The following is a 19,344-nucleotide window of genomic DNA, read 5'->3' as shown; positions in this document are numbered from 1 at the left end:
TCCGCCAACCCGAACACCGCCTCCTACCAGATCAACGTCAACAACCTCGCCAACTGGATCGCCACCCGCGGCTACAGCGCCTCCTGACCCACACCCAAACGACAAGGGCCGGCCCCCACCAGGGGCCGGCCCTCTCGTCGTACCCACCGCCCGCTCAACGGTGGTCGCTGCCGGCCGGCGCCGGCTCCGTCTCGGCGGGTGTCTCGGCCGGCGGCAGCCGATGGGCCCGGCGGCGCAGCCACCAGGTGCTGGCGAGGCCGGCGAGGACCGCGACGGCCAGTCCGGCCCAGGAGAGGTCCTTGAGCCAGCGCTCAGCCACCCGGCCCACGCTGAACAGCAGGTAGGTGGTGCCGAAGGCCCAGACCAGGCCGCCGGCCGCGTTCGCCAGCAGGAACCGCCGGTACGGCACGTGCAGCGCCCCCGCCAGGGGGCCGGCCAGGATCCGCAGCAGTGCCACGAACCGGCCGAAGAAGACCGCCCAGACGCCGTACCGGGCGAAGCTCTGCTCGGCGCGGGCGATCTGGGCCGGGCCGAGGTGCCGGGGAAAGCGCCGGCCCAGCCGGGCGAGCAGCGGGCGACCGCCGCGCCGGCCCACGGCGTACCCGATGGAGTCGCCGACGATGGCGCCGAGCGCCGCGGCGGTGGCCACCCACTCCGGCTCGACCACGCCGGCGGCGGCGAGCAGCGCGGAGCTGACCAGGACGATCTCGCCGGGCAGCGGGACGCCCATGCTCTCCACGCCGATTACGCCGGCGACGATCAGGTAGACCACGCCCGGGGGGAGCGCGGAAAGCCAGTGCTGGATGTCGACCACCGCCACCCCTTCCGGTTCGACCTCGAACCCTACCCGGCAACTGGCGGTGTGGTGCGCGGGTCAGGGGCGGTTACCGGGGTGAGGAACTCCGGCCGGTTGCCGTGCGGGTGATCGGGTGTGGAAGCGACGCGCCCCGTCCCGAACCATGGCACGAGGTTGCGTGGATAGCAAGACGGACGTACGGTTTTGTTGAATGAGAATCGGCGGTAAGTGTTGCCTAACCTGGGCGGCCTCCCGACCGGTGCGACAAACTGCTCAGGACTACTCACGGTCGCTGGTGTGAAGGAGTACGACGTGGCGAGCCTCGACACCTTCGGTGCGAAGACCCAGCTACGCGTCGGAGACGCGAGCTACGAGATTTTCAGGATCGACAAGGTGGAGGGCCACGATCGGCTGCCCTACAGCTTGAAGATCCTGCTGGAGAACCTGCTGCGGACCGAGGACGGCGCGAACATCACCGCCGACCACATCCAGCAGCTCGGCGCGTGGGACCCCACCGCCGACCCGAGCGTGGAGATCCAGTTCACCCCGGCCCGGGTGCTGATGCAGGACTTCACCGGCGTGCCCTGCGTCGTCGACCTGGCCACCATGCGCGAGGCGGTCCGCGAACTCGGCGGCGACGCCACCAAGGTGAACCCGCTCGCCCCGGCCGAGCTGGTCATCGACCACTCCGTCATCGCCGACCTGTTCGGCCGCGAGGACGCGTTCCAGCGCAACGTCGAGCTGGAGTACGAGCGCAACAAGGAGCGCTACCAGTTCCTGCGCTGGGGCCAGACCGCGTTCAACGAGTTCAAGGTCGTCCCGCCGGGCACCGGCATCGTGCACCAGGTCAACATCGAGTACCTGGCCCGCACGGTCATGGAGCGCAACGGCCAGGCGTACCCGGACACCGTGGTCGGCACCGACTCGCACACCACGATGGTCAACGGCCTGGGCGTGCTGGGCTGGGGCGTCGGCGGCATCGAGGCCGAGGCCGCGATGCTCGGCCAGCCGGTCAGCATGCTGATCCCGCGGGTCGTCGGCTTCAAGCTCGCAGGCGAGATGCCGGCCGGCACCACCGCCACCGACCTGGTGCTCACCATCACCGAGATGCTGCGCAGGCACGGCGTGGTCGGCAAGTTCGTCGAGTTCTACGGCCCGGGCGTGAGCGCGGTGCCGCTGGCCAACCGGGCCACCATCGGCAACATGTCCCCGGAGTACGGCTCCACCGTCGCGATCTTCCCGATCGACGCCGAGACCGTCCGCTACCTGGAGCTGACCGGCCGCGACCCGCAGCAGGTCGCGCTCGTCGAGGCGTACGCCAAGGAGCAGGGCCTCTGGCACGATCCGGCCCGCGAGCCGGAGTACTCCGAGCGCCTCGAACTCGACCTGAGCACGATCGAGCCGTCCCTGGCCGGCCCGAAGCGCCCGCAGGACCGGGTGCCGCTGGGCGCCGCCAAGACCCTGTTCCGCTCCGCTCTCACCGACTACGTCGCCGACGGCGCGGCGGCCGGCGAGAAGGAGATCAAGCCGGGCGTGGCGCGGGAACAGCTCCCCACCGGTGCCGCCGGCCCGGCCGACGAGGCCAGCGCCGAGTCGTTCCCGGCCAGCGACCCGCCGGCCAACGAGGCCAGCGACCCGGCCGACCAGCCGCGCGACCTGGTGACCGCGGCGGTCGGCGCCGGCGGCCGGGCAACCAACCCGGTCCGGGTGACCGGCGCCGACGGCGCCGAGTACGAGTTGGACCACGGCGCCGTCGTGATCGCCGCGATCACCTCCTGCACCAACACCTCGAACCCGCAGGTCATGATCGGTGCCGCGCTGCTGGCCCGGAACGCGGTGGAGAAGGGCCTGTCCCGCAAGCCGTGGGTGAAGACCACCCTGGCCCCGGGCTCCAAGGTCGTCATGGACTACTACGACCGGGCCGGCCTGACGCCCTACCTGGAGAAGCTCGGCTTCAACCTGGTCGGCTACGGCTGCACCACCTGCATCGGCAACTCGGGCCCGCTGCCGGAGGAGGTCTCCGCCGCGGTCAACGAGGGCGACCTCGCCGTCGTGTCGGTGCTCTCCGGCAACCGGAACTTCGAGGGCCGGATCAACCCGGACGTCAAGATGAACTACCTGGCGTCCCCGCCGCTGGTGGTCGCGTACGCGCTCGCCGGCACCATGGACATCGACCTGGCCAACGAGCCGATCGGCGAGGACAGCCAGGGCAACCCGGTGTTCCTGCGGGAGATCTGGCCGAACAGCGCCGAGATCCAGGACGTCATCGCCTCGGCGATCGGCGCCACCGGATTCAGCGCCGCGTACGCCGACGTCTTCGCCGGTGACGAGCGTTGGCAGTCGCTGCCCACCCCGACCGGCGACACGTTCGCCTGGGACGGCGAGTCGACCTACGTCCGCAAGCCCCCGTACTTCGAGGGTATGCAGCAGAACCCGCGGCCGGTGCAGGACATCACCGGCGCTCGGGTGCTGGCCAAGCTGGGCGACTCGGTGACCACCGACCACATCTCCCCGGCCGGCTCGATCAAGGCGGACTCCCCCGCCGGCAAGTACCTCGCCGAGCACGGCGTGGCGCGGCACGAGTTCAACTCGTACGGCTCCCGCCGGGGCAACCACGAGGTGATGATCCGGGGCACCTTCGCCAACATCCGACTGCGCAACCAGCTGGTGCCCGGCGTCGAGGGCGGCTACACGGTCAACCAGCTGACCGGCGAGCAGACCTCGATCTACGACGCCTCGATGGCCTACCAGGAGGCGGACGTCCCGCTGGCCATCCTGGCCGGCAAGGAGTACGGCTCCGGCTCGTCCCGTGACTGGGCGGCCAAGGGCACCATGCTGCTCGGCGTCAAGGCGGTCATCGCCGAGTCGTACGAGCGGATCCACCGCTCGAACCTGATCGGCATGGGTGTCCTGCCGCTGCAGTTCCCGGTCGACACCAACGCCGAGTCGCTGGGGCTCACCGGCACGGAGACCTTCTCCATCTCCGGCGTGACCGCCCTGAACGACGGCGAGACCCCGCGTACGGTGAAGGTCACCACCGACACCGGCGTGGAGTTCGACGCCGTGGTCCGCATCGACACCCCCGGTGAGGCGGACTACTACCGGCACGGCGGCATCCTGCAGTACGTGCTGCGTCGCATGATCGCCAGCTGACGTCGCACACCGAAAGGACCCCTTCTCGCCCTGGCGGGAAGGGGTCCTTCGCGTTCACGTCTCCGGGGCGCGCCCAGCGTCACCGGGCGGGCCGGCCGCCCGGCTCAGTCGGCGGTGCGGCGGCGCTGCTCGCGCAGCTTCATGGCGTGCTCGAGGAGCGTGATCAGCACCTCTTTGGCCGACTCCCGCTGCCGCGCGTCGCAGAGCACCACCGGTACGTCCGGGTCGAGGTTGAGCGCCGTCTGCACCTCGTCGAGCTGGTACTTCTTGGCGCCCTCGAAGCAGTTGACCGCCACCACGAACGGCGTGCTGCGCTCCTCGAAGTAGTCGATCGACGGGAAGCAGTCGGCCAGCCGGCGGGTGTCGGCGAGCACCACCGCGCCGAGCGCGCCGAGCGACAGCTCGTCCCAGACGAACCAGAAGCGGTCCTGACCGGGCGTGCCGAACAGGTAGAGCACCAGGTCGTCGCTGATGGTGATGCGGCCGAAGTCCATCGCCACGGTGGTGGTCTTCTTCCCCTCCACCCCGGAGAGGTCGTCGATGCCGATCCCGGTCTCGGTCAACACCTCCTCCGTCCGCAGCGGGCGTGTCTCGCTCACCGCACCGACCAGCGTGGTCTTGCCGACGCCGAAGCCGCCGGCGATCAGGATCTTGATCGCGGTGGGCAGGGGGGCCGCTCCCGCCGGCCGCTCAGAGCGCCCGTAGTCCATTGATTACCGCCTCGAAAACGCTGTCGTCGGGAAGGCCGGCGGGGGTTGCGCGCGGCTCACGAACCTGAACCAGGTGACGGGCCACCAGATCGCCGAGCAGGACCCGGACGGTGCCCACCGGCAGGTCCAGGTGGGCGGCGACCTCAGCCACGGACTGCATCCGCTGGCAGAGGCCGACGATCGCCACGTGTTCCGGGCCCAGCCCGGACTCCGCGGCCACGTCCGCCCGAGTCGCGGTGACCAGGGAGATCAGGTCGAAGGTGCCGGTGACCGGGCGGGCCCGGCCGCCGGTCACCGCGTAGGGGCGCACCACCGGACCCGCATGGTCGTCCACCCACTCCTGCTCGGCCGACTCCGCCTGGCCGGTCATCGTGCCGGATTCTCGCCGGCGGATGCCTCACGGGTTGGCGAGGCGACGAACCGGCCGACCCGGGTCACCAGCATCGCCATCTCATACGCGATCAGGCCGACGTCGGCGTCCTCGGAGGCCAGCACGGCCAGGCAGGCGTTGCGCCCGGCCGCGGTGACGAAGAGGAACGAGGACTGCATCTCGATGATGGTCTGCTGCACCTGGCCGCCGCCGAACCGCTTGCCCGCGCCTCGGGCCAGGCTCTGGATGCCCGCCGCCATCGCCGCCAGGTGCTCGCCGTCGTCCCGGCTCAGCCCCCGCGACGAGGCCATCAGCAGGCCGTCGGTGGACAGCGCCACGGCGTGTTCCGCCTGCTTGACCCGGCCGACCAGGTCATCCAGCAACCACGTCAGATCCGCGCTCGAAGCCGTCTTCTGGGCCACTCGTCGTCCTCTTCTCCCCGGCTGGTGTCGCCGTACTCGTCAGGGGTCCGCCGCCACGGCGTCCCCCTCAGATCGCCTGCCCGTCCTCCGAGTCCGGCTCGTCGCCGGCCCCGTGCGCCCCGCCGAGCAGCCGCGCGGCGTCGGTCCGGCCGCGTCGGGTGCCGCTCTGGTAGGAGCTCATCATCCGGCGCACCTGCTCCGGCGGGCGCACCGCTTCGTCGTCCTGATCGTCGTCCGGGGTGGACGGATCCTGCCGCAGCTCCGGCGCGAGGCTCGCCTGGCGTACCCGGACCGGCAGACCGACGTCGCTGCGCGCCGGCCCGTCGCCCGCCGCGTCCGCTCCCGCCGCCGGCACGTCCACCGTGGACCGCCCGGCGGGCGCGGCCGACCCCTCGCCCACCGGCTGCCGCTTCCGGGTACGCGCCGGCAGCCCGGACGGAGTGAGTGCGGGTGCCTCGTCGCCGTTCGGCGCCAGCAGCGGCTCCGTCGGCTCCGGCAGGGCGTCCCCCGGCACCGGCACGCTGGTCTCGGCGATGGCCACCGGGGCGGCCGCCCGCTCAACGGCCGGCTCGGACGACCCGCCCTCGGGCATGCCGCGCCCCGCCGGCACATCCCGATCCGGCGCGACGCCGGTGCCCGCCCGGAAGCTGCCCGAGGTGCTGCCGTCCGGTCCGCCCGCCGTCACGAGGTCGAGCGGGATCACCACCACGGCCGTCGTCCCGCCGTACGCGGACTCCTTGAGCTGCACCTTCACGCCGTGCCGCTCGGTGAGCCGGCTGACCACGTACAGGCCGAGGCGGGTGGCGTTGGCCAGGTTCAGTTCGGACCGGTCGACGATCCGGTGGTTCGCGGCGCCCAGCTCCTCCTCGGCCATGCCCAGGCCCCGGTCCTCGATCTCGATGGCGAAACCGTTCGCCACCATCTGGCCGCGTACCTCGACGGTGGTGTGCGGGGGCGAGAAGGAGAGGCCGTTCTCGATCAGCTCGGCCAACAGGTGGATGACGTCGCCGACGGCCCGGCCGGTCAGCGACACCGGCCCGATCGGCAGCACGTTCACCCGGGTGTAGTCCTCGACCTCGGCCACCGCGCCGCGGATGACGTCCACCATCGGCACGTTGCGCCGCCAGGATCGCCCGGGGGTGGAGCCGGAGAGGACGATCAGGTTCTCGGCGTTACGCCGCATCCGGGTCGCCAGGTGGTCGACGCGGAACAGATCCTCCAGTTCCTCGGCGTCGTGCTCGCGTCGTTCCATCGCGTCGAGCAGGGTGAGCTGGCGGTGGACCAGCGCCTGGGTGCGTCGGGCCAGGCTGAGGAAGACCTCGCGGACGTTACGGCGCAGCTCGGCCTGCTCGACGGCGGTCCGGACGGCGGTCTCCTGCACGACGTTGAACGCCTTGCCGACCTGCCCGATCTCGTCGTCGCCGAACTCCAGCGGGGGCGCCTCCCGCGCGACGTCGACCTCGTCGCCTCGGCCGAGCCGCTCCACCACGCCGGGCAGTCGCTCGTTGGCCAGCCGGAACGCCGCCTCGCGCAACCGTTCGAGCTGCCGGACGAGCGCGCGGGCGGTGCTGATCGACACCACGACGGAGGCGATGACGGCGAGCAGGCCGAGGCCGGCCGCGAGCACCACCCGGATGATGACTCCGATGGCGACCGGGGTCGCCCGGGACACGACGTCCTTGCCACCGGCCAGGATGACGTCGCGCAGGTCGTCCATCGCCTGCGGGGCGACGCTCTGCCAGGCCGACGCCGACACGGGCGGTCGCACATCGCTGCCCTTGGCGGTCAGGATCCGGTCCTGCAGGGTGCGCAGTTGCCGGAAGGCGTCGCCTTCGATCATCTGCCGGTAACGCGCCTGGTCACCGGAGGACAGGGAATCCGCCGTCCGGTCGGCGAGGTACCACTGCGCACCGACCAGCCGCGAGAAGGCGGTCTGCTCGACCACGGTCATCCGGTTGGCCGCCAGCACGCCCGTCAACAAGGCGTCCTGCTGCGACAGCAGCTCCCGGGCACGGTTGAGGTTGATCAGGGCGGTGGTGTCGCGGGCGATCTCGTTGTCGTCCAGAACGCCGAGCGCGTCGAAGACGTCGAAGATGGCCTCGACCGCATCGTCGTACGCCGCCAGCGTCGTGGTCCGGTCGATCGTCTTGCGCCCCACCTCGGCCCGGATGTCACCGAGCTGTTCAACCTTCTGCCGGAGCTCGGCGATCCGCTGCACGAGATGGTCGCTGGCCGGCAGCTCGGTACGCCAGTCCTGGGCGGACTTCCACAGGGCCACGGCGGTCTCGTCGGTCTGCCGCTGCTGGGCGACCAACTCCTCCAACTGGCCCGGGTCGGACTGACCGAGATATGACAGCGACAATCGCCGTTCTTCCTGCAACTGCAGCAGGAGCGGGTCACTCGGCTCGAACACCCTGGCGTTGAGCGTCTGGACGCCCAGCAGGTTGAAGCCTTCCCGCACGGTCACCCATGCCGCGAATGCCCACAGGGCGAACAGCGACATGAGCAGTGCGACGATCTTCGTACGGATATTCGTACTGCGGGAACCCATCACAACTTCCTGGCCGGGTGTTCGGTCACGTGCCCGAAAAACAAGTCGTCGGCGATCCGATCGACCCCGGCGCACGCTAGCAGCGTCCCGAACTTCACTCAAGCGATCCTGATCATGGGCGGTCGTCGGGCCCCCGTCGGGCCCCCGTCGTTCCGTCACCACCCCACAGCGCCGCGCACACCGCCGAGCGCACAATCAGCCCCGGTCGATAGAGGTCCTTGTCGTGCCACAGCAACGGCCCGTCGTCGGCGTTCTCGTCCATTTCGGACAGCCGGTGCCGGCCCCGCGCGACGGCGGCGGCGACCTCGGCATCGACCGACATACCGGCCCCGACCAGCGCCAACACCGAATATGCGGTCTCCTCCGCGGTGCCGGTCCACCGCCCCCACGAACCGTCCGGACGCTGGGCGGTCAGCAGCCAGTCGACCGCCCGCCCGACGGCGGCCCGGCCCGCGGCGTCCCGGGCGTGATCGCCGAGCGCAAGCACCGCGCAGTAGGTGGCGTAGTAGGGCGACGCGTGCCACCGGTCACACCACCGCCCATCGGCCTCCTGGCGGGCGATCAGCCAGCCGGCCACCCGCTCCACGGCGCCCGCGACGCGGGCGTCGACCGACCGACCGCCGTGCGTGAGATGGTGGCCGAGGGCGTCGAGCACGTGGGCGTTGGTGGTGATCGAGGTGCCGTCCTCCCCCGGCCAGGTGCAGAAGTGGGCGCCGGTGTCGTAGGTCCAGAGGCTGGACGGGTCGACCGGCCGGCCGAGCCGGGCCAGGGCGTACAGCGTCACCGAGGTGGTGTCGGCGTCGGCGGGCAGCCCGGGCCCGGTGGCCGCGCCGGCCGGGCCCACGGCGGCCCGCAGCTCGGCCACCAGCGCGGCGGGCACCGCCATCGGCATTCCTGCCCGGGCCAGGATGCTGAGCACCCAGGCGCGCTCGAAGACGGCGATCGGGCTGGCGCAGGGCACCGCACCGCCCCGGCCGACGTACCGGAGGTAGTCCACGGCCGACCCGCCGGGCTCGTCGGGGCCGCCGAGCCAGGCGGCGGTCGCGGCCGGAGACGCGCCGACCGCCCCGGGGCCGACCGGTGACACCCCGGTCGCCCGGCGGGCCTGCCCGCCGACCACCTCGAGGGCGTGCGCCAGCTTCTCGGGGACCGGCCCGCCGGCGGCCAGCAGACCGCGTACCCGGTCCAGGCGGCCGGAGCCCAGGCCGGGCGGAAGGGGCAGGCGGGGTCGGCCACGCCACGCGGCGAGACCGGCCGGGGAAGGCTCCGGGTCGTTCAGCCGCCCGTCGATCGACTCGACCAGCGCCGGCACGATCAGGTCGGTGGCCGGCAGGTCGGGCAGTTCCGGCGCACCCGGATCGCCGAGCCGCGCCGCCACGAAACGCAGGCCTCGCTCCGCCGCGCCGGTCAGGTCGGCGGCCGTCGCCGGACCGGGGTCGCCACGACCGAGCACCGCCAGCAGGGCCTCGACGGCGCTCAGGCTCGGCACGACGGCGTACCCCTCCGGGCCGCCCCAGCCGCCGTCAGCGCGCTGCTGCGTGAGCAGCCAACCGATCCGTAGGTCGTGGCCGGGCAGCCACGGCGCGAGGGAGAGCAGGCGGCCGGTCTCGTAGACCGACGGCGAGGTCTGCCCGGACGGGTCGCGTGCCATCGACGCGATCAGGTCCCGGACCGGGTCGGTGGCTCCGACCTCGTCGCCGGGCGGCACGCCGACCCGGCCACGGTGGGCGGACGCCCGACCGTCGGTGGTCACGCTCACCGCGTACCCCAGAAGTCGGTGAGGCGGTAGAAACCGCTGGTGAAGCCGAGCTGCCGGGACAGGTAGTCGGCCTCCCGCGGGCAACCGGGCCGCAGCTCGGCCAGCAGCTGCCGGCAGCGGTCGACCTGGGTCGCGAGCTGCCGTTCGATCTCCGCGCGGTCGCCGCCCACCAGCATGATCGCGTTGAGGTCACCCCACTCGCGGTCCCGCTGGTAGGTGCCCAGGTCGTTGATCAGCCGCAGGGCCCGTTGCACTTCGTCGCTGACCGTCACGAGCCGGGACAGTTCACGGTGGGTCTCGGCGGATCCGGAGTGGATCCAGTGCGCGACGTTGACCACCGTGGCGGCGAGATTGTCGGCGTTGTCGAGGTACTCGGCCAGGGTGGGCGGGGCCGCGGCCCCGTGCTGCGCGGCGGCCCTCCACTCCCACTCCCGGGCCATGGCTGCCAGGGTGATGTCGATCTCCTGCAGCCACAGGCCGCGCAGCCCGGCGAACCCCGGGGCGGCGGCGAGGTCGTCCCGCAGCTCGGCGAGGAACCGGCCCAGCGGGTCGTCGGCCGGGGCGCCGCCGGCCACCGCGAGGCAGGTCTTCGCGACGAGATCGACCTCCGACCGGGACTTCGCCTGGTGGTCGACCTGCCAGTCGATCACGAAGCCCCAGAGCACCGCGCGGTTGGTGACACCCAGTTCCTCGGCGGTGCACCACGGCGCGCTGAACGCCATGGCCAGCGCGATGCTGCTGAACAGCGCCGCGTCGAAGGGCTGGCTGGGGAAGAGGTCGGGGTGCGCCGCGGCCCGTCGTTGCAGCTCCCGCTGGCCCCGGGCGGCGAGCGCGCAGATCCGCCCCTGCTCGGCTGCCTCGACGAGCGGTCCGCCGTCCACGCCGGTCATGCCCGCGCCGTCCGGTCCGAGGAGGCCAGCAGCGTCAGCTCGACCCGGTGACGCGGTCGCAGCGCCGCGGCCAACCGCAGGCCGGGCACGTCCGGACGGCGCAACCGGAAGCGGTAGCGACTGAGCATCGTGGCGAGGATGAGCTGCGCCTCCAGATAGAACAGGTACATCCCGAGGCACTGGTGCGGGCCGCCGCCGAACGGGAAGTGGGCGTACCGGTGCCGGGTCCGGACCCGCTCCGGCCGGAACCGCTCGGGGTCGAACTCGTCCGGCCGCTCCCAGAACTGCGACATCCGCTGGGTGATCAGCGGGCTCACCGCCATGGTCGCGCCGGCCTCGATCGGTATGCCGTCGATGACGTCCGCGGCGACCGCGCGACGCGGGATGATCCAACCGATCGGGTACAGCCGCAGCAGCTCGTCCAGGACCATCCTGGTGTAGGTCAGTTCGGACAGGTGCTCCCGGCGGACCGGTTCGTCACCCACCACCCGGTCGATCTCGGCGTAGAGCCGATCGGCGACGTCGGGCTGCTGTTCCAGGTGGGGCCAGAACCAGGTGAGCACGTTGATGGTGGTCTCCGTGGTCGCCGCGAACATCGCCACCGTGTCGTTGCGGACCTGCTGTTCGTCGAGCTGCCGGCCGTCCTCGGTCCGGGCCTGCCACAGCGTGGAGATGACGTCGTCGCCCTCGTCGGCGACCTCCCGGGTGGCTCGGACGACCGGCACCAGCACGTCGTCGACGATGCGCTTCGCCCGGCGGAACGGTCGGTCGCCGGGCATCGGCAGCGACAGCGGGGCGAACGGCACGATGATCCGCGGGATCACCGCCGTCGCGATGACGTCCTGGGCGTCGACCACCCGCATCGCGTCCGGCACGGAAATCTTGTCGGCGAAGAGCACCCGCATGATCGCCCGGCAGACGATCCGCGTCTGCTCGGCGCCGATGTCGACGGTGCGCCCGGCGCGCGACGGCTGGTCCAGCTCATCGACGGCGTCGCGGATGGCCTCTGCCATCCCGTCGATCATCGCCTCCACCCGCTTGGCGGTGAACATCGGCTGGAGCATCCGGCGGCTCGCCGACCAGATCTGGCCCTCACCGAGGATTCCCTCGCCGAACAGGCGCTTGACCGGGCGCCAGAACAGCCCGTCGCCCGCCCGCTCGTAGTTGTCCGCCCGGTCGCGCAGGACGTGCTGCACGTGCCGGGGGTGGGTGACCAGGTACGGGCGGAACGACCCGAGGTTGAGCCGGACGAGCGAGCCCTCCGTCCGGTTGCCGACGTTGATCAGCGCGCGGGCCGGGTCGCGGAGCATGCCGGGCAGGATCTGACGCAGCGGCACAGTGCGGAGCTGACCGGCGGGTCCGGCAGCGGCTTGCGGATTTTCCACGTGGTGTGTCCCCCCTGGGTCTACTCGGTGTCGCGAAACCGTCATGACCCGTGAGCTTCCCGCCGAGCATGCCAGCCTGAACGTCCGATCAAAAGACCAAAGAGGAATAGATCTCACACAACAGCTTCCCGGCGTCGACAATGGAGGGTGCGGACCTCCCGTCCGAGGCCCGTTATGCAGGCTTTCCGGCCTGCCGCTAACCCCCCGACAATCTCCCGGCCAATAGACCGCCATCTTCACGTTGCCCCCGGCGCCACCGATTGCTCCCGGCATACCGGCGGACCTACCCCTGCGGTGGAAGGCACGCGAAAAGGCCACTACTTCCTGGATTGAGCGCGATCACGCTCGTGGCACCGCACCCTGTGCCAAGCTTCGGGCATGGACGACGAGACCATCCTGAACCGGATCACCGAACTGGTCGACGAGGAGCACCGGCTGCGCGCGGCGGCACAGGAGCACGAGGCCGGCACCGACGACGCGGCCCGGGAGCGGCTGCGGGCGCTGGAGGAGTCCCTCGACCAGTGCTGGGACCTGCTGCGCCGCCGCCGGGCGGCCCGCCAGGCGCACGGCGACCCGGACGCCCAGGGTGCGCGCCCCCTGCCGGAGGTCGAGCGCTACCTCCAGTGACCCTCGCCGTCCCGCGCCGCCGGGCCGAACCCGGCCACCTCGCCGGGGCCGCACCCGGAGCGTGCCGCCGCCGGCCGCGCCCGCCCGGTCCACCGACCCCACGCCGGGCGGTCGTCGGCAGCGGCCCCGGAATGCCGGGGCCCGGCGCGGGTCCGGCGGACGGCGTCCCGGACGGGCCGGTGACCCGCCCGGTACGCGACCCGCTCAGCGGATGCCCGCCTCGCGCAGCAGCAGCCCGGTCAGCTCGGCCGGGTCGACCGTCCCGGCGGGCAGGCCCCGGGCAGCGAACCAGGCGCCGACCACCCGTACGTCCCGGGCCAGGAACTCCGGCCCCTGCGGGTTGGCCACCACGTCGACCACCTGCGGCAGGTCGATCATGACCAGCCGCCCCCGGTGCACCAGCAGGTTGTACGGCGACAGGTCACCGTGCGCGTACCCGGCCCGGGCCAGCACGACCAGGGCGTCGACCAGTTGCTCCCACAGGTCGCGCAGCTCGGCGGCGTCGGGGCGGACCTGGGCCAGCCGGGGCGCGGCCTGCCCGTCCTCGGCGTCCCCGACGAACTCCAGCATCAGCTCGGTACCGAGCAACTGCACCGGGTACGGCACGGCGATCCGCCCGGATTCGGCGCCGATCTCCCAGAGCCGGGCGAGCGCGCTGAACTCGGCCGCCGCCCACTGCCCGGCGATCATCTGCCGGCCGAACGCGGTCCGGCCGGCCATCGCCCGGTTCTCCCGGGACCGGCGGACCCGGCGCCCCTCCAGATAGCCGGCGTCGCGGTGGAAGAGCCGGTGCTGGGCGTCCCGGTAGCGCTTGGCCGCCAGCAGGCAGGACCGGTCGGTGTCCGGCACGGCCCGGCGGACCAGGTGGACGTCCGCCTCCTTGCCGGTCTTCAACACGCCGAGTTCGGTGTCCTTCGCGGCCAGCTCGGTGACCAGCCACGCGGGATGGGGTTCGGGCCCGTGGACGGCCTCGTCCCAGGAGGACCACTGGTCCTCGGGCTCGGGCTCGTCGTCGGGTTCGGCGAGGACCGGCTCGTCTTGCCGGCCGCGCTTCAGGAAATACGGTTCGTCGTCATCGAAGCGGCTCTTGCCGCGGCCACGGCGCTGCGGCGCCGGGAAGTCGTGTTCGCGCACGGTTGGACTGATCCTTCGATCGAGGCTGGTGGAGGCAGGTGGAACGACCCTGCAAAGACGGCCATGACCGACCTCCTCTCCTCGACCGGGCTCCGCCCGGCAGCGCCCTCGCGCGGCCCCCATGCTGATCGCCGGGCGCGGGCGGGTCAACGGAATTAACCAGCCAGCACCGTGGCCACCGCGGCGATCAACCCGTCGGCGCTGCGGGTCGGCGCGAACCGGGTGTCCGGCCAGCGACGGCCCCGGTGCAGCCAGACGCTGGGCAGCCCGAGGGCGCTCGCCCCGCCGATGTCCGCCTCCGGGCTGTCCCCGATCACCCAGGCGCCGCGCAGGGGCATCCGGACCCGCCGGGCGGCGAGCGCGAAGATCCTCGGGTTGGGCTTGCTGACCCCGGCCTCCTCGGAGATCACCCAGTCGGCGATGTACCGGTCCAGGCCGGTACGGCGGATCTTCGCGTCCTGCTGGCGTACCACGCCGTTGGTGACCACCACCGGCACCCAGCCGGCGTCGTCGGCGATCCGCAGCGCGCAGGCGACCAACGGATCCAGTCGGGTGTGCGCCGCCACCCCTTCGTGCAGCTCCTCCACCAGGTCGATGCCGGGGATGCCCAGCCCGTACCGCTCCCGGATGGCGTCCGCGACGTCCCACCGGTCGGTGAGCCCGTCGGCGTCGACGGACAGCAGCCAGTCGATGTCGGTGGGTGGCGCGCCGATGTCGTCCAGGAATCGCTTACCCCAGGCGCGGAACGGCCCATCCCGGTCGAGCAGCGTGTTGTCCAGATCAAGCAGGAGCAACGGCACTCGGGAACCTTACGGGACCCGGGCGGGCCACCGACAGGGTTGCGGACCGGATTCCGTCAGTCGATGATCGCCGTACGGGGCAGGCCCTGGTCGGGCAGGCGGTCGGCGAGCATGGTGTGCGCCGCCCGGGTGGCCGCGAGCGCGGCCGGGTCGAGCGTCGCCACCAGCACCTCCGTCCCGGTGTCCGCGCCCCGGACCAGCGGCCGGCCCTCCGGGTCGTACACCGCGGCGCCGCCGTTGAAGCGCCACGGGTCGGCACCGTCGACGGCGTTGGCGAAGACGACGTACATGGTGTTGTCCAGGGCGCGGGCGGCGTAGTAGATGTCCCGCCGGTGCTCCGAGCCGGCCAGGTAGCCGCTCGGGCAGAGGTAGCCGTGCGCACCGTCGTCGGCGGCGGCCCGCCCGTGCTCGGGGAAGCAGCCGTCGTAGCAGATCCCGAGGCCGAGGCGCCAGTCGTCGATCAGCAGGGTGGCGCCCCGCCGGCCGGGCTCGAACAGCTCGCGCTCGCCGCTCCAGAGCTGCTGCTTGTCGTACGCCGCCCGCACCGTCCCGGCCGGGTCGACCACCAGCGAGGAGATGGTGCGCCGCCCGTCGGGGTGCCGGACCGCCGCGCCCACCACCACCGTGGTCCCACCGTCGCGGGCGGCCCGCCGCAGCGGGTCGAGGCGCGGATCGTCCACCCGGCCGTCCTCGTCGGCGGCCACGTCGGTGCCGGCCGGGTCGGCCGCGAGGGTCGGCGGGTGGTACGCGGGCAGGAACAGCTCCGGCAGCACGACGACCCGGGCACCGGCCTGGCCGACGAGGCGGGCGGCGAGGGCGACATTGCCGGCGACGTCGCCGGGAACCGGCTCGGCCTGCACGGCGGCCACGGTCAACGGGTGGGCGGGCGCGGTCATGGGGCCGATCGTAGCCGGGTCGGCTCGTCGTACTGATCATGCGAAGGCGCATCTCAAGCCGTACGTACGGTTTGCATCCGCGGCAACCGCCTGGAACGATCGGTACGTGCCCAGAGTAAGCCAGGACCAGCTCGACGCGCGCCGCCAGGAGATCCTCTCCGCGGCACGGGCGTGTTTCGCCCGGCACGGCTACGAGGGCGCCACCGTCCGGCGCCTGGAAGAGGCCACCGGGCTCTCCCGCGGCGCCATCTTCCACCACTTCCGCGACAAGGACTCCCTCTTCCTCGCCGTCGCCGAGGACGACGCGGCGGCCATGGTGGAGACCGTCGCCCGTAACGGCCTGGTCCAGGTGATGCGGGACCTGCTCGCCCGGTCCCTCTCCCCCGACACCACCGGCTGGCTCGGCAGCCAGCTGGAGGTGTCCCGGCGGCTGCGTACCGACCCGGCCTTCGCCAAGCGCTGGGCGGAACGCTCCGCGGCCATCGCCGAGGCCACCCGCGAGCGGCTGCTGCGCCAGCGGGAGGCCGGCGTGCTCCGCGACGACGTGTCGATCGACGTGCTGGCCCAGTTCCTCGAGCTGGCGTACGACGGGCTGGTGCTGCACCTGGCGATGGGACGCCCGGCCGGCGACCTGAGCCGGGTGCTGGACCTGGTCGAGGAGGCGGTCCGCCGCCACTGACCGCCCGGGTCTCGGTCCGGTAACTCGACCGACCGGCCGGATCACGGCTGGCGGGCCTGCTCCACAATGGCGGCACCCCTCGCGACAGGAGCAGCCATGTCCGTCCTCGCCGCACCGGGCGACACCTGGGGCATCCCCGGCCCGGTCTTCCTGCGCTGGTATCTCCTGGTCGCGGCCGTGCTGGTGGTGGGCACCCTGGTACACCGGTTCCGCGCGCTGGCCGGCGCGCCGGTCACCGGGACCGGGCAACTCGGGCCGCAGCAGGTCGCGTACCTCAACGGCGGCGACCAACTCGCCGTCTGGACCGCCCTCGGCGGGCTGCGCCACGCGGGCGTCGTCGGGATCCGTCCCGACCGACGGCTCACCACCACCGCCGCCACGCTGCCGGCCGGGGCCACCCCGCTCGACCAGGCCGTCGTGCACGCGGCCGCCCGAGGCGTACGCTCCGGCGAGCTGCGCCGCGACGAGTGGGTGACCCGCGCCCTCGACCAGCTCCGCGACGACCTGCAACGGCGCGGCCTGGCGCTCGGGCCGGACCGGCGATCCGCCCTGCGACGCGGACCGATGCTGATCGCCGCCCTGCTGGTGCTCGGCGGGATCCGGGCCGTCGTCGGCCTGTCCAACGGCCGGCCCGCCGGCTTCCTCCTGCTCAGCCTGATCCCGCTCGTCGTCGCTGTCGCGCTGCTCGCCCGGGTGCCCTGGCGGACCCGGGCCGCGCACCGGGCCCTGCGCGACCTCCATCGCGAACACACCTGGCTGCAGCCCTCCGCCACGCCGGCCTACGCAACGTACGGCTCATCCAGCGCGGCGATGGGGGTGGCGCTGTTCGGCACCGCCACCATCTGGGCGATGGATCCCGGCTTCGCCGAACAGGCCGAGATCCAGCGCCAGGCGACCGCCGCGAGCGCGGGCAGCGCCGGCGGCTCGTGCAGCACGGGCAGCTCCTGCGGCGGCGACAGCTCGTGCGGCGGAGGTGGCGGCTGCGGCGGTGGGTGCGGCGGATGACCGGACGGACCACGCCCCAGACCGGCCCGCACGGCGTCGGCATCGGCTGGCGGCCGGAGATCGCCGGCTTCGTGGCCGACCTGCCCGGGCTACGCTTCGTCGAGGTCGTGGCCGAGGCGGTCGCTCCGGCCGGGCCGCTCCCGGACGGCCTCGCCGCACTGCGCGGGCGCGGCGTCACCGTCGTACCCCACGGGGTGCGGCTCTCCCTCGGCGGCGCGGAACCCGTCGACCCGGACCGGGTGGCCCACCTGGCCAGGGTGGCCGCGGCGGTGGACGCGCCGCTGGTCAGCGAACACATCGCGTTCGTGCGGGCCGGCGGCCTGGAGGCCGGCCACCTGCTGCCGCTGCCGCGCAGCCGGGAAGCGGTCGCCGCGGTGGTGGCGAACGTCCGGCGGACGCAGGCGGAGCTGCCGGTGCCGCTCGCGCTGGAGCCGATCGCCGCGCTCTTCGACTGGCCCGACGACGAGCTGGACGAGGCCGCCTTCCTCACCGAGATCCTCGCCGCAACCGGGGCACTGCTGCTGCTCGACATCGCCAACGTGCACGCCAACGCCCGCAACCGCGGCGACGACCCCCGCGCGCTGCTGGACCGGCTGCCGCTGGACCGGATCGCCTACGTACACGTGGCCGGCGGCGCCGAGCAGGGCGGCTTCTACCACGACACGCACACCGACCCGGTCCCCGCCGGGGTGCTCGACCTGGTCGGTGAGCTGTGCGCCCGCCGCCGCCCGCCGGCGCTGCTGCTGGAACGCGACGGCCACTACCCGCCCGCCGCCGAGCTGCGCGGCGAACTGGACGCGCTCGCCGCCGCCTCCGGGTACCCGGTGATCACGTGACGCGCGGCGCCGCCGGCACCGGCCATGACCACACCACCGAAACGGACTCGCCCGCCGCCTCCCCGGCCGGTTCGGGTGACGGCCTGGCCGCACGGCAGGCAAAGCTGGTCGCGGCGCTGGTCGCCGGTGGGCCGCTGCCGCCCGGGTTCGCACCCGCACCCGTGGAGGCGGCCCGCCGGGCGCTGCTGCGCAAGCGCACGGGCGAGGTGGCGCGGCACTGGCCGCTGCTCGCCGCCGGTCTCGGCGCCGCGTGGTCGACCACGTTCGCCGAGTGGGCGGCCGACCGGCCGACCAACGGATCGTTGCGCGACGGCTGGGACCTGGCCCGAGAGCTGCGCGACCGCGGCGCGCTGCCGCCGCTCGGCGCGGAGGAGCTGGCCACCCGGGAGGCCACCGCCCGCTACGACGGCCGCACCCCGCCCCGGCCCCGCCGGCTGCCGGCCGTCGCCCGGGCCGGCGGGGCCGTCGCGGTGCGGCTCGCCGGTCGGGTACGCCTGCTCCGCCCGGCCCACCGCTGAGGGCTTCGATCCGCTGGCCGCGAAGTGCTTACCACGAGACCGCTCGCGTGACCGTACGCAGTGCCACGATCCAACCGCGATTCGTGAACCTCACGGAGGTCCGGCGCGTGATAGGAGTCAGCAGGCGGGCCGGGGTCCAACGGCTCGAACCTCCAGAAGGGAGTCACACATGCGTGGTCCGCAGTTGACGCGAAGCCGGTCCGCCCATCGACTATCGCGGCCGTACAGGTATGTCGTCCCCCCGATCACCGCCCTGGCGGTGCTCGCCGTACCGACCGTGGCATCGGCCGCTGACGGCTTCACCGAGCAGGTCGCCTCCGCCCGCTGGTCGGCCCCGTTCCAGTGCCCGGACGGATCCACGGCCGCCGACGGCCGCCTGATCGTGGAGACCGACAACTTTGTCGAGGCGGGGACGACGCCCGACCCCAGTCCGCCCCTCAGGGTCGCGTTCACCGGCCAGTGCCCGGACGGCACCTTCAGTTGGGGCGTCGTACGGGCGACGCCAACTCAGTTCGACCCGCTGAAGAACGTCAGCGCCGCCAACACGTTCGCAGACGTGCGGGACAACCGGGGCGGGTTGCACACGGTCACGGTCGACGCCCGCTGGACCGGGACCGGACCGACCATGACCACGGTCAACGGGCCTGGGTCGAAGCGCAAGGAACGCTCCGCGACCGCGACCGCGACGATCGCCTTCGACGGCAACCCGCTCGTCGACGGAACCGCCAACTTCCCGTTCCCCGCGCCGTTCATGAGAGTCGACACGGAAAAGTAGGTTCAGTCCGCCAGGTTGCTCGAAGGGAGGCCGACCGC

Annotated in this window: 18 protein-coding genes and 1 pseudogene; 8 read left to right on the top strand and 11 right to left on the bottom strand. The window is 72.9% G+C overall.

Annotated features, from left to right (window positions below):
- Positions 1-87 (top strand): annotated as a pseudogene (locus tag ACIRG9_RS10215) (phytochelatin synthase); the annotation flags it as partial.
- A gap of 67 nt (positions 88-154) precedes the next feature.
- Here the strand turns inward: ACIRG9_RS10215 and ACIRG9_RS10210 are convergent.
- Positions 155-814: a DedA family protein gene (locus ACIRG9_RS10210; RefSeq protein ID WP_402853010.1), complete on the bottom strand. Its 660-nt coding sequence runs from the start codon at positions 812-814 to the stop codon at positions 155-157.
- A 279-nt stretch (positions 815-1,093) separates the two neighbouring features.
- On the opposite strand from ACIRG9_RS10210, the gene ACIRG9_RS10205 reads away from it, so the two are divergent.
- Entirely contained in the window at positions 1,094-3,949 is a 2,856-nt protein-coding gene (locus ACIRG9_RS10205; protein WP_402853008.1) for an aconitate hydratase, read from the top strand.
- Between the two features lie 104 nt (positions 3,950-4,053).
- Here the strand turns inward: ACIRG9_RS10205 and ACIRG9_RS10200 are convergent, their stop codons facing one another.
- The 7 genes from ACIRG9_RS10200 to ACIRG9_RS10170 form a co-directional block, all read right to left on the bottom strand.
- On the bottom strand, positions 4,054-4,659 hold the full coding sequence (locus tag ACIRG9_RS10200; protein ID WP_402853005.1) for a GTP-binding protein: 606 nt from the start codon (positions 4,657-4,659) through the stop codon (positions 4,054-4,056).
- Entirely contained in the window at positions 4,640-5,029 is a 390-nt protein-coding gene (locus ACIRG9_RS10195) for a DUF742 domain-containing protein (RefSeq protein WP_402853003.1), read from the bottom strand. Before ACIRG9_RS10195 ends, ACIRG9_RS10200 begins: the two co-directional genes overlap by 20 nt.
- Positions 5,026-5,451: a roadblock/LC7 domain-containing protein gene (locus ACIRG9_RS10190; RefSeq protein WP_091195732.1), complete on the bottom strand. Its 426-nt coding sequence runs from the start codon at positions 5,449-5,451 to the stop codon at positions 5,026-5,028. Before ACIRG9_RS10190 ends, ACIRG9_RS10195 begins: the two co-directional genes overlap by 4 nt.
- 67 nt (positions 5,452-5,518) lie before the next feature.
- Positions 5,519-8,002 carry a nitrate- and nitrite sensing domain-containing protein gene (locus tag ACIRG9_RS10185; RefSeq protein ID WP_402853001.1) on the bottom strand — a complete coding sequence of 828 codons (2,484 nt, stop codon included), beginning with the start codon at positions 8,000-8,002 and terminating at the stop codon, positions 5,519-5,521.
- 112 nt (positions 8,003-8,114) lie between these two features.
- Entirely contained in the window at positions 8,115-9,755 is a 1,641-nt protein-coding gene (locus ACIRG9_RS10180; protein WP_402852999.1) for a prenyltransferase/squalene oxidase repeat-containing protein, read from the bottom strand.
- 2 nt (positions 9,756-9,757) lie between these two features.
- Complete coding sequence (locus ACIRG9_RS10175; protein WP_402852997.1) at positions 9,758-10,651, bottom strand: terpene synthase family protein; 894 nt, start codon at positions 10,649-10,651, stop codon at positions 9,758-9,760.
- The gene (locus tag ACIRG9_RS10170) at positions 10,648-11,988 is read right to left on the bottom strand and encodes a cytochrome P450 (protein ID WP_402853110.1); all 1,341 of its coding nucleotides are present in this window, start codon (positions 11,986-11,988) and stop codon (positions 10,648-10,650) included. Before ACIRG9_RS10170 ends, ACIRG9_RS10175 begins: the two co-directional genes overlap by 4 nt.
- Before the next feature lie 426 nt (positions 11,989-12,414).
- Here ACIRG9_RS10170 and ACIRG9_RS10165 point away from each other — a divergent pair, with 426 nt between their 5' ends.
- Complete coding sequence (locus tag ACIRG9_RS10165) at positions 12,415-12,663, top strand: DUF2630 family protein (RefSeq protein ID WP_402852995.1); 249 nt, start codon at positions 12,415-12,417, stop codon at positions 12,661-12,663.
- A 204-nt stretch (positions 12,664-12,867) separates the two neighbouring features.
- Here ACIRG9_RS10165 and ACIRG9_RS10160 read toward each other — a convergent pair whose 3' ends face one another.
- The 3 genes from ACIRG9_RS10160 to ACIRG9_RS10150 all read right to left on the bottom strand — a co-directional run bounded on the left by ACIRG9_RS10160 (position 12,868) and on the right by ACIRG9_RS10150 (position 15,493).
- The gene (locus tag ACIRG9_RS10160) at positions 12,868-13,797 is read right to left on the bottom strand and encodes a serine protein kinase RIO (RefSeq protein WP_402852993.1); all 930 of its coding nucleotides are present in this window, start codon (positions 13,795-13,797) and stop codon (positions 12,868-12,870) included.
- Positions 13,798-13,952: 155 nt separating this feature from the next.
- The gene (locus ACIRG9_RS10155; protein ID WP_402852991.1) at positions 13,953-14,597 is read right to left on the bottom strand and encodes an HAD family hydrolase; all 645 of its coding nucleotides are present in this window, start codon (positions 14,595-14,597) and stop codon (positions 13,953-13,955) included.
- 56 nt (positions 14,598-14,653) lie between these two features.
- A complete protein-coding gene (locus ACIRG9_RS10150) occupies positions 14,654-15,493 on the bottom strand; it encodes a carbon-nitrogen hydrolase family protein (RefSeq protein ID WP_402852989.1) in 840 nt (279 codons plus the stop codon).
- 106 nt (positions 15,494-15,599) lie between these two features.
- Between ACIRG9_RS10150 and ACIRG9_RS10145 the strand changes: the two genes are divergently transcribed.
- From ACIRG9_RS10145 to ACIRG9_RS10125, 5 genes are all read left to right on the top strand, one after another.
- Positions 15,600-16,172, top strand: a complete 573-nt coding sequence (locus tag ACIRG9_RS10145; protein WP_402852987.1) for a TetR/AcrR family transcriptional regulator — start codon at positions 15,600-15,602, stop codon at positions 16,170-16,172.
- Between the two features lie 96 nt (positions 16,173-16,268).
- Complete coding sequence (locus ACIRG9_RS10140) at positions 16,269-17,177, top strand: TIGR04222 domain-containing membrane protein (protein ID WP_402852985.1); 909 nt, start codon at positions 16,269-16,271, stop codon at positions 17,175-17,177.
- Complete coding sequence (locus ACIRG9_RS10135) at positions 17,174-18,013, top strand: DUF692 domain-containing protein (protein WP_402852983.1); 840 nt, start codon at positions 17,174-17,176, stop codon at positions 18,011-18,013. Before ACIRG9_RS10140 ends, ACIRG9_RS10135 begins: the two co-directional genes overlap by 4 nt.
- Before the next feature lie 83 nt (positions 18,014-18,096).
- Positions 18,097-18,531, top strand: a complete 435-nt coding sequence (locus tag ACIRG9_RS10130; RefSeq protein WP_402853109.1) for a hypothetical protein — start codon at positions 18,097-18,099, stop codon at positions 18,529-18,531.
- Positions 18,532-18,808: 277 nt separating this feature from the next.
- The gene (locus ACIRG9_RS10125; RefSeq protein WP_402852981.1) at positions 18,809-19,306 is read left to right on the top strand and encodes a hypothetical protein; all 498 of its coding nucleotides are present in this window, start codon (positions 18,809-18,811) and stop codon (positions 19,304-19,306) included.
- The last annotated feature ends 38 nt before the right edge of the window (positions 19,307-19,344 follow it).

The organism is Micromonospora sp. NPDC093277, from assembly GCF_044765245.1.
In the GTDB taxonomy this organism is placed as follows: Bacteria; Actinomycetota; Actinomycetes; order Mycobacteriales; family Micromonosporaceae; genus Micromonospora.
This window is presented reverse-complemented; position numbering and strand designations above follow the sequence as displayed.

What these genes read in the sequence shown, in the direction of transcription:
- ACIRG9_RS10200 (WP_402853005.1), bottom strand. Translation starts at nt 4,659, where the DNA reads ATGGACTACGGGCGCTCTGAGCGGCCGGCGGGAGCGGCCCCCCTGCCC.
- ACIRG9_RS10195 (WP_402853003.1), bottom strand. Translation starts at nt 5,029, where the DNA reads ATGACCGGCCAGGCGGAGTCGGCCGAGCAGGAGTGGGTGGACGACCAT.
- ACIRG9_RS10185 (WP_402853001.1), bottom strand. Translation starts at nt 8,002, where the DNA reads ATGGGTTCCCGCAGTACGAATATCCGTACGAAGATCGTCGCACTGCTC.
- ACIRG9_RS10175 (WP_402852997.1), bottom strand. Translation starts at nt 10,651, where the DNA reads ATGACCGGCGTGGACGGCGGACCGCTCGTCGAGGCAGCCGAGCAGGGG.
- ACIRG9_RS10165 (WP_402852995.1), top strand. Translation starts at nt 12,415, where the DNA reads ATGGACGACGAGACCATCCTGAACCGGATCACCGAACTGGTCGACGAG.
- ACIRG9_RS10150 (WP_402852989.1), bottom strand. Translation starts at nt 15,493, where the DNA reads ATGACCGCGCCCGCCCACCCGTTGACCGTGGCCGCCGTGCAGGCCGAG.
- ACIRG9_RS10140 (WP_402852985.1), top strand. Translation starts at nt 16,269, where the DNA reads ATGTCCGTCCTCGCCGCACCGGGCGACACCTGGGGCATCCCCGGCCCG.
- ACIRG9_RS10135 (WP_402852983.1), top strand. Translation starts at nt 17,174, where the DNA reads ATGACCGGACGGACCACGCCCCAGACCGGCCCGCACGGCGTCGGCATC.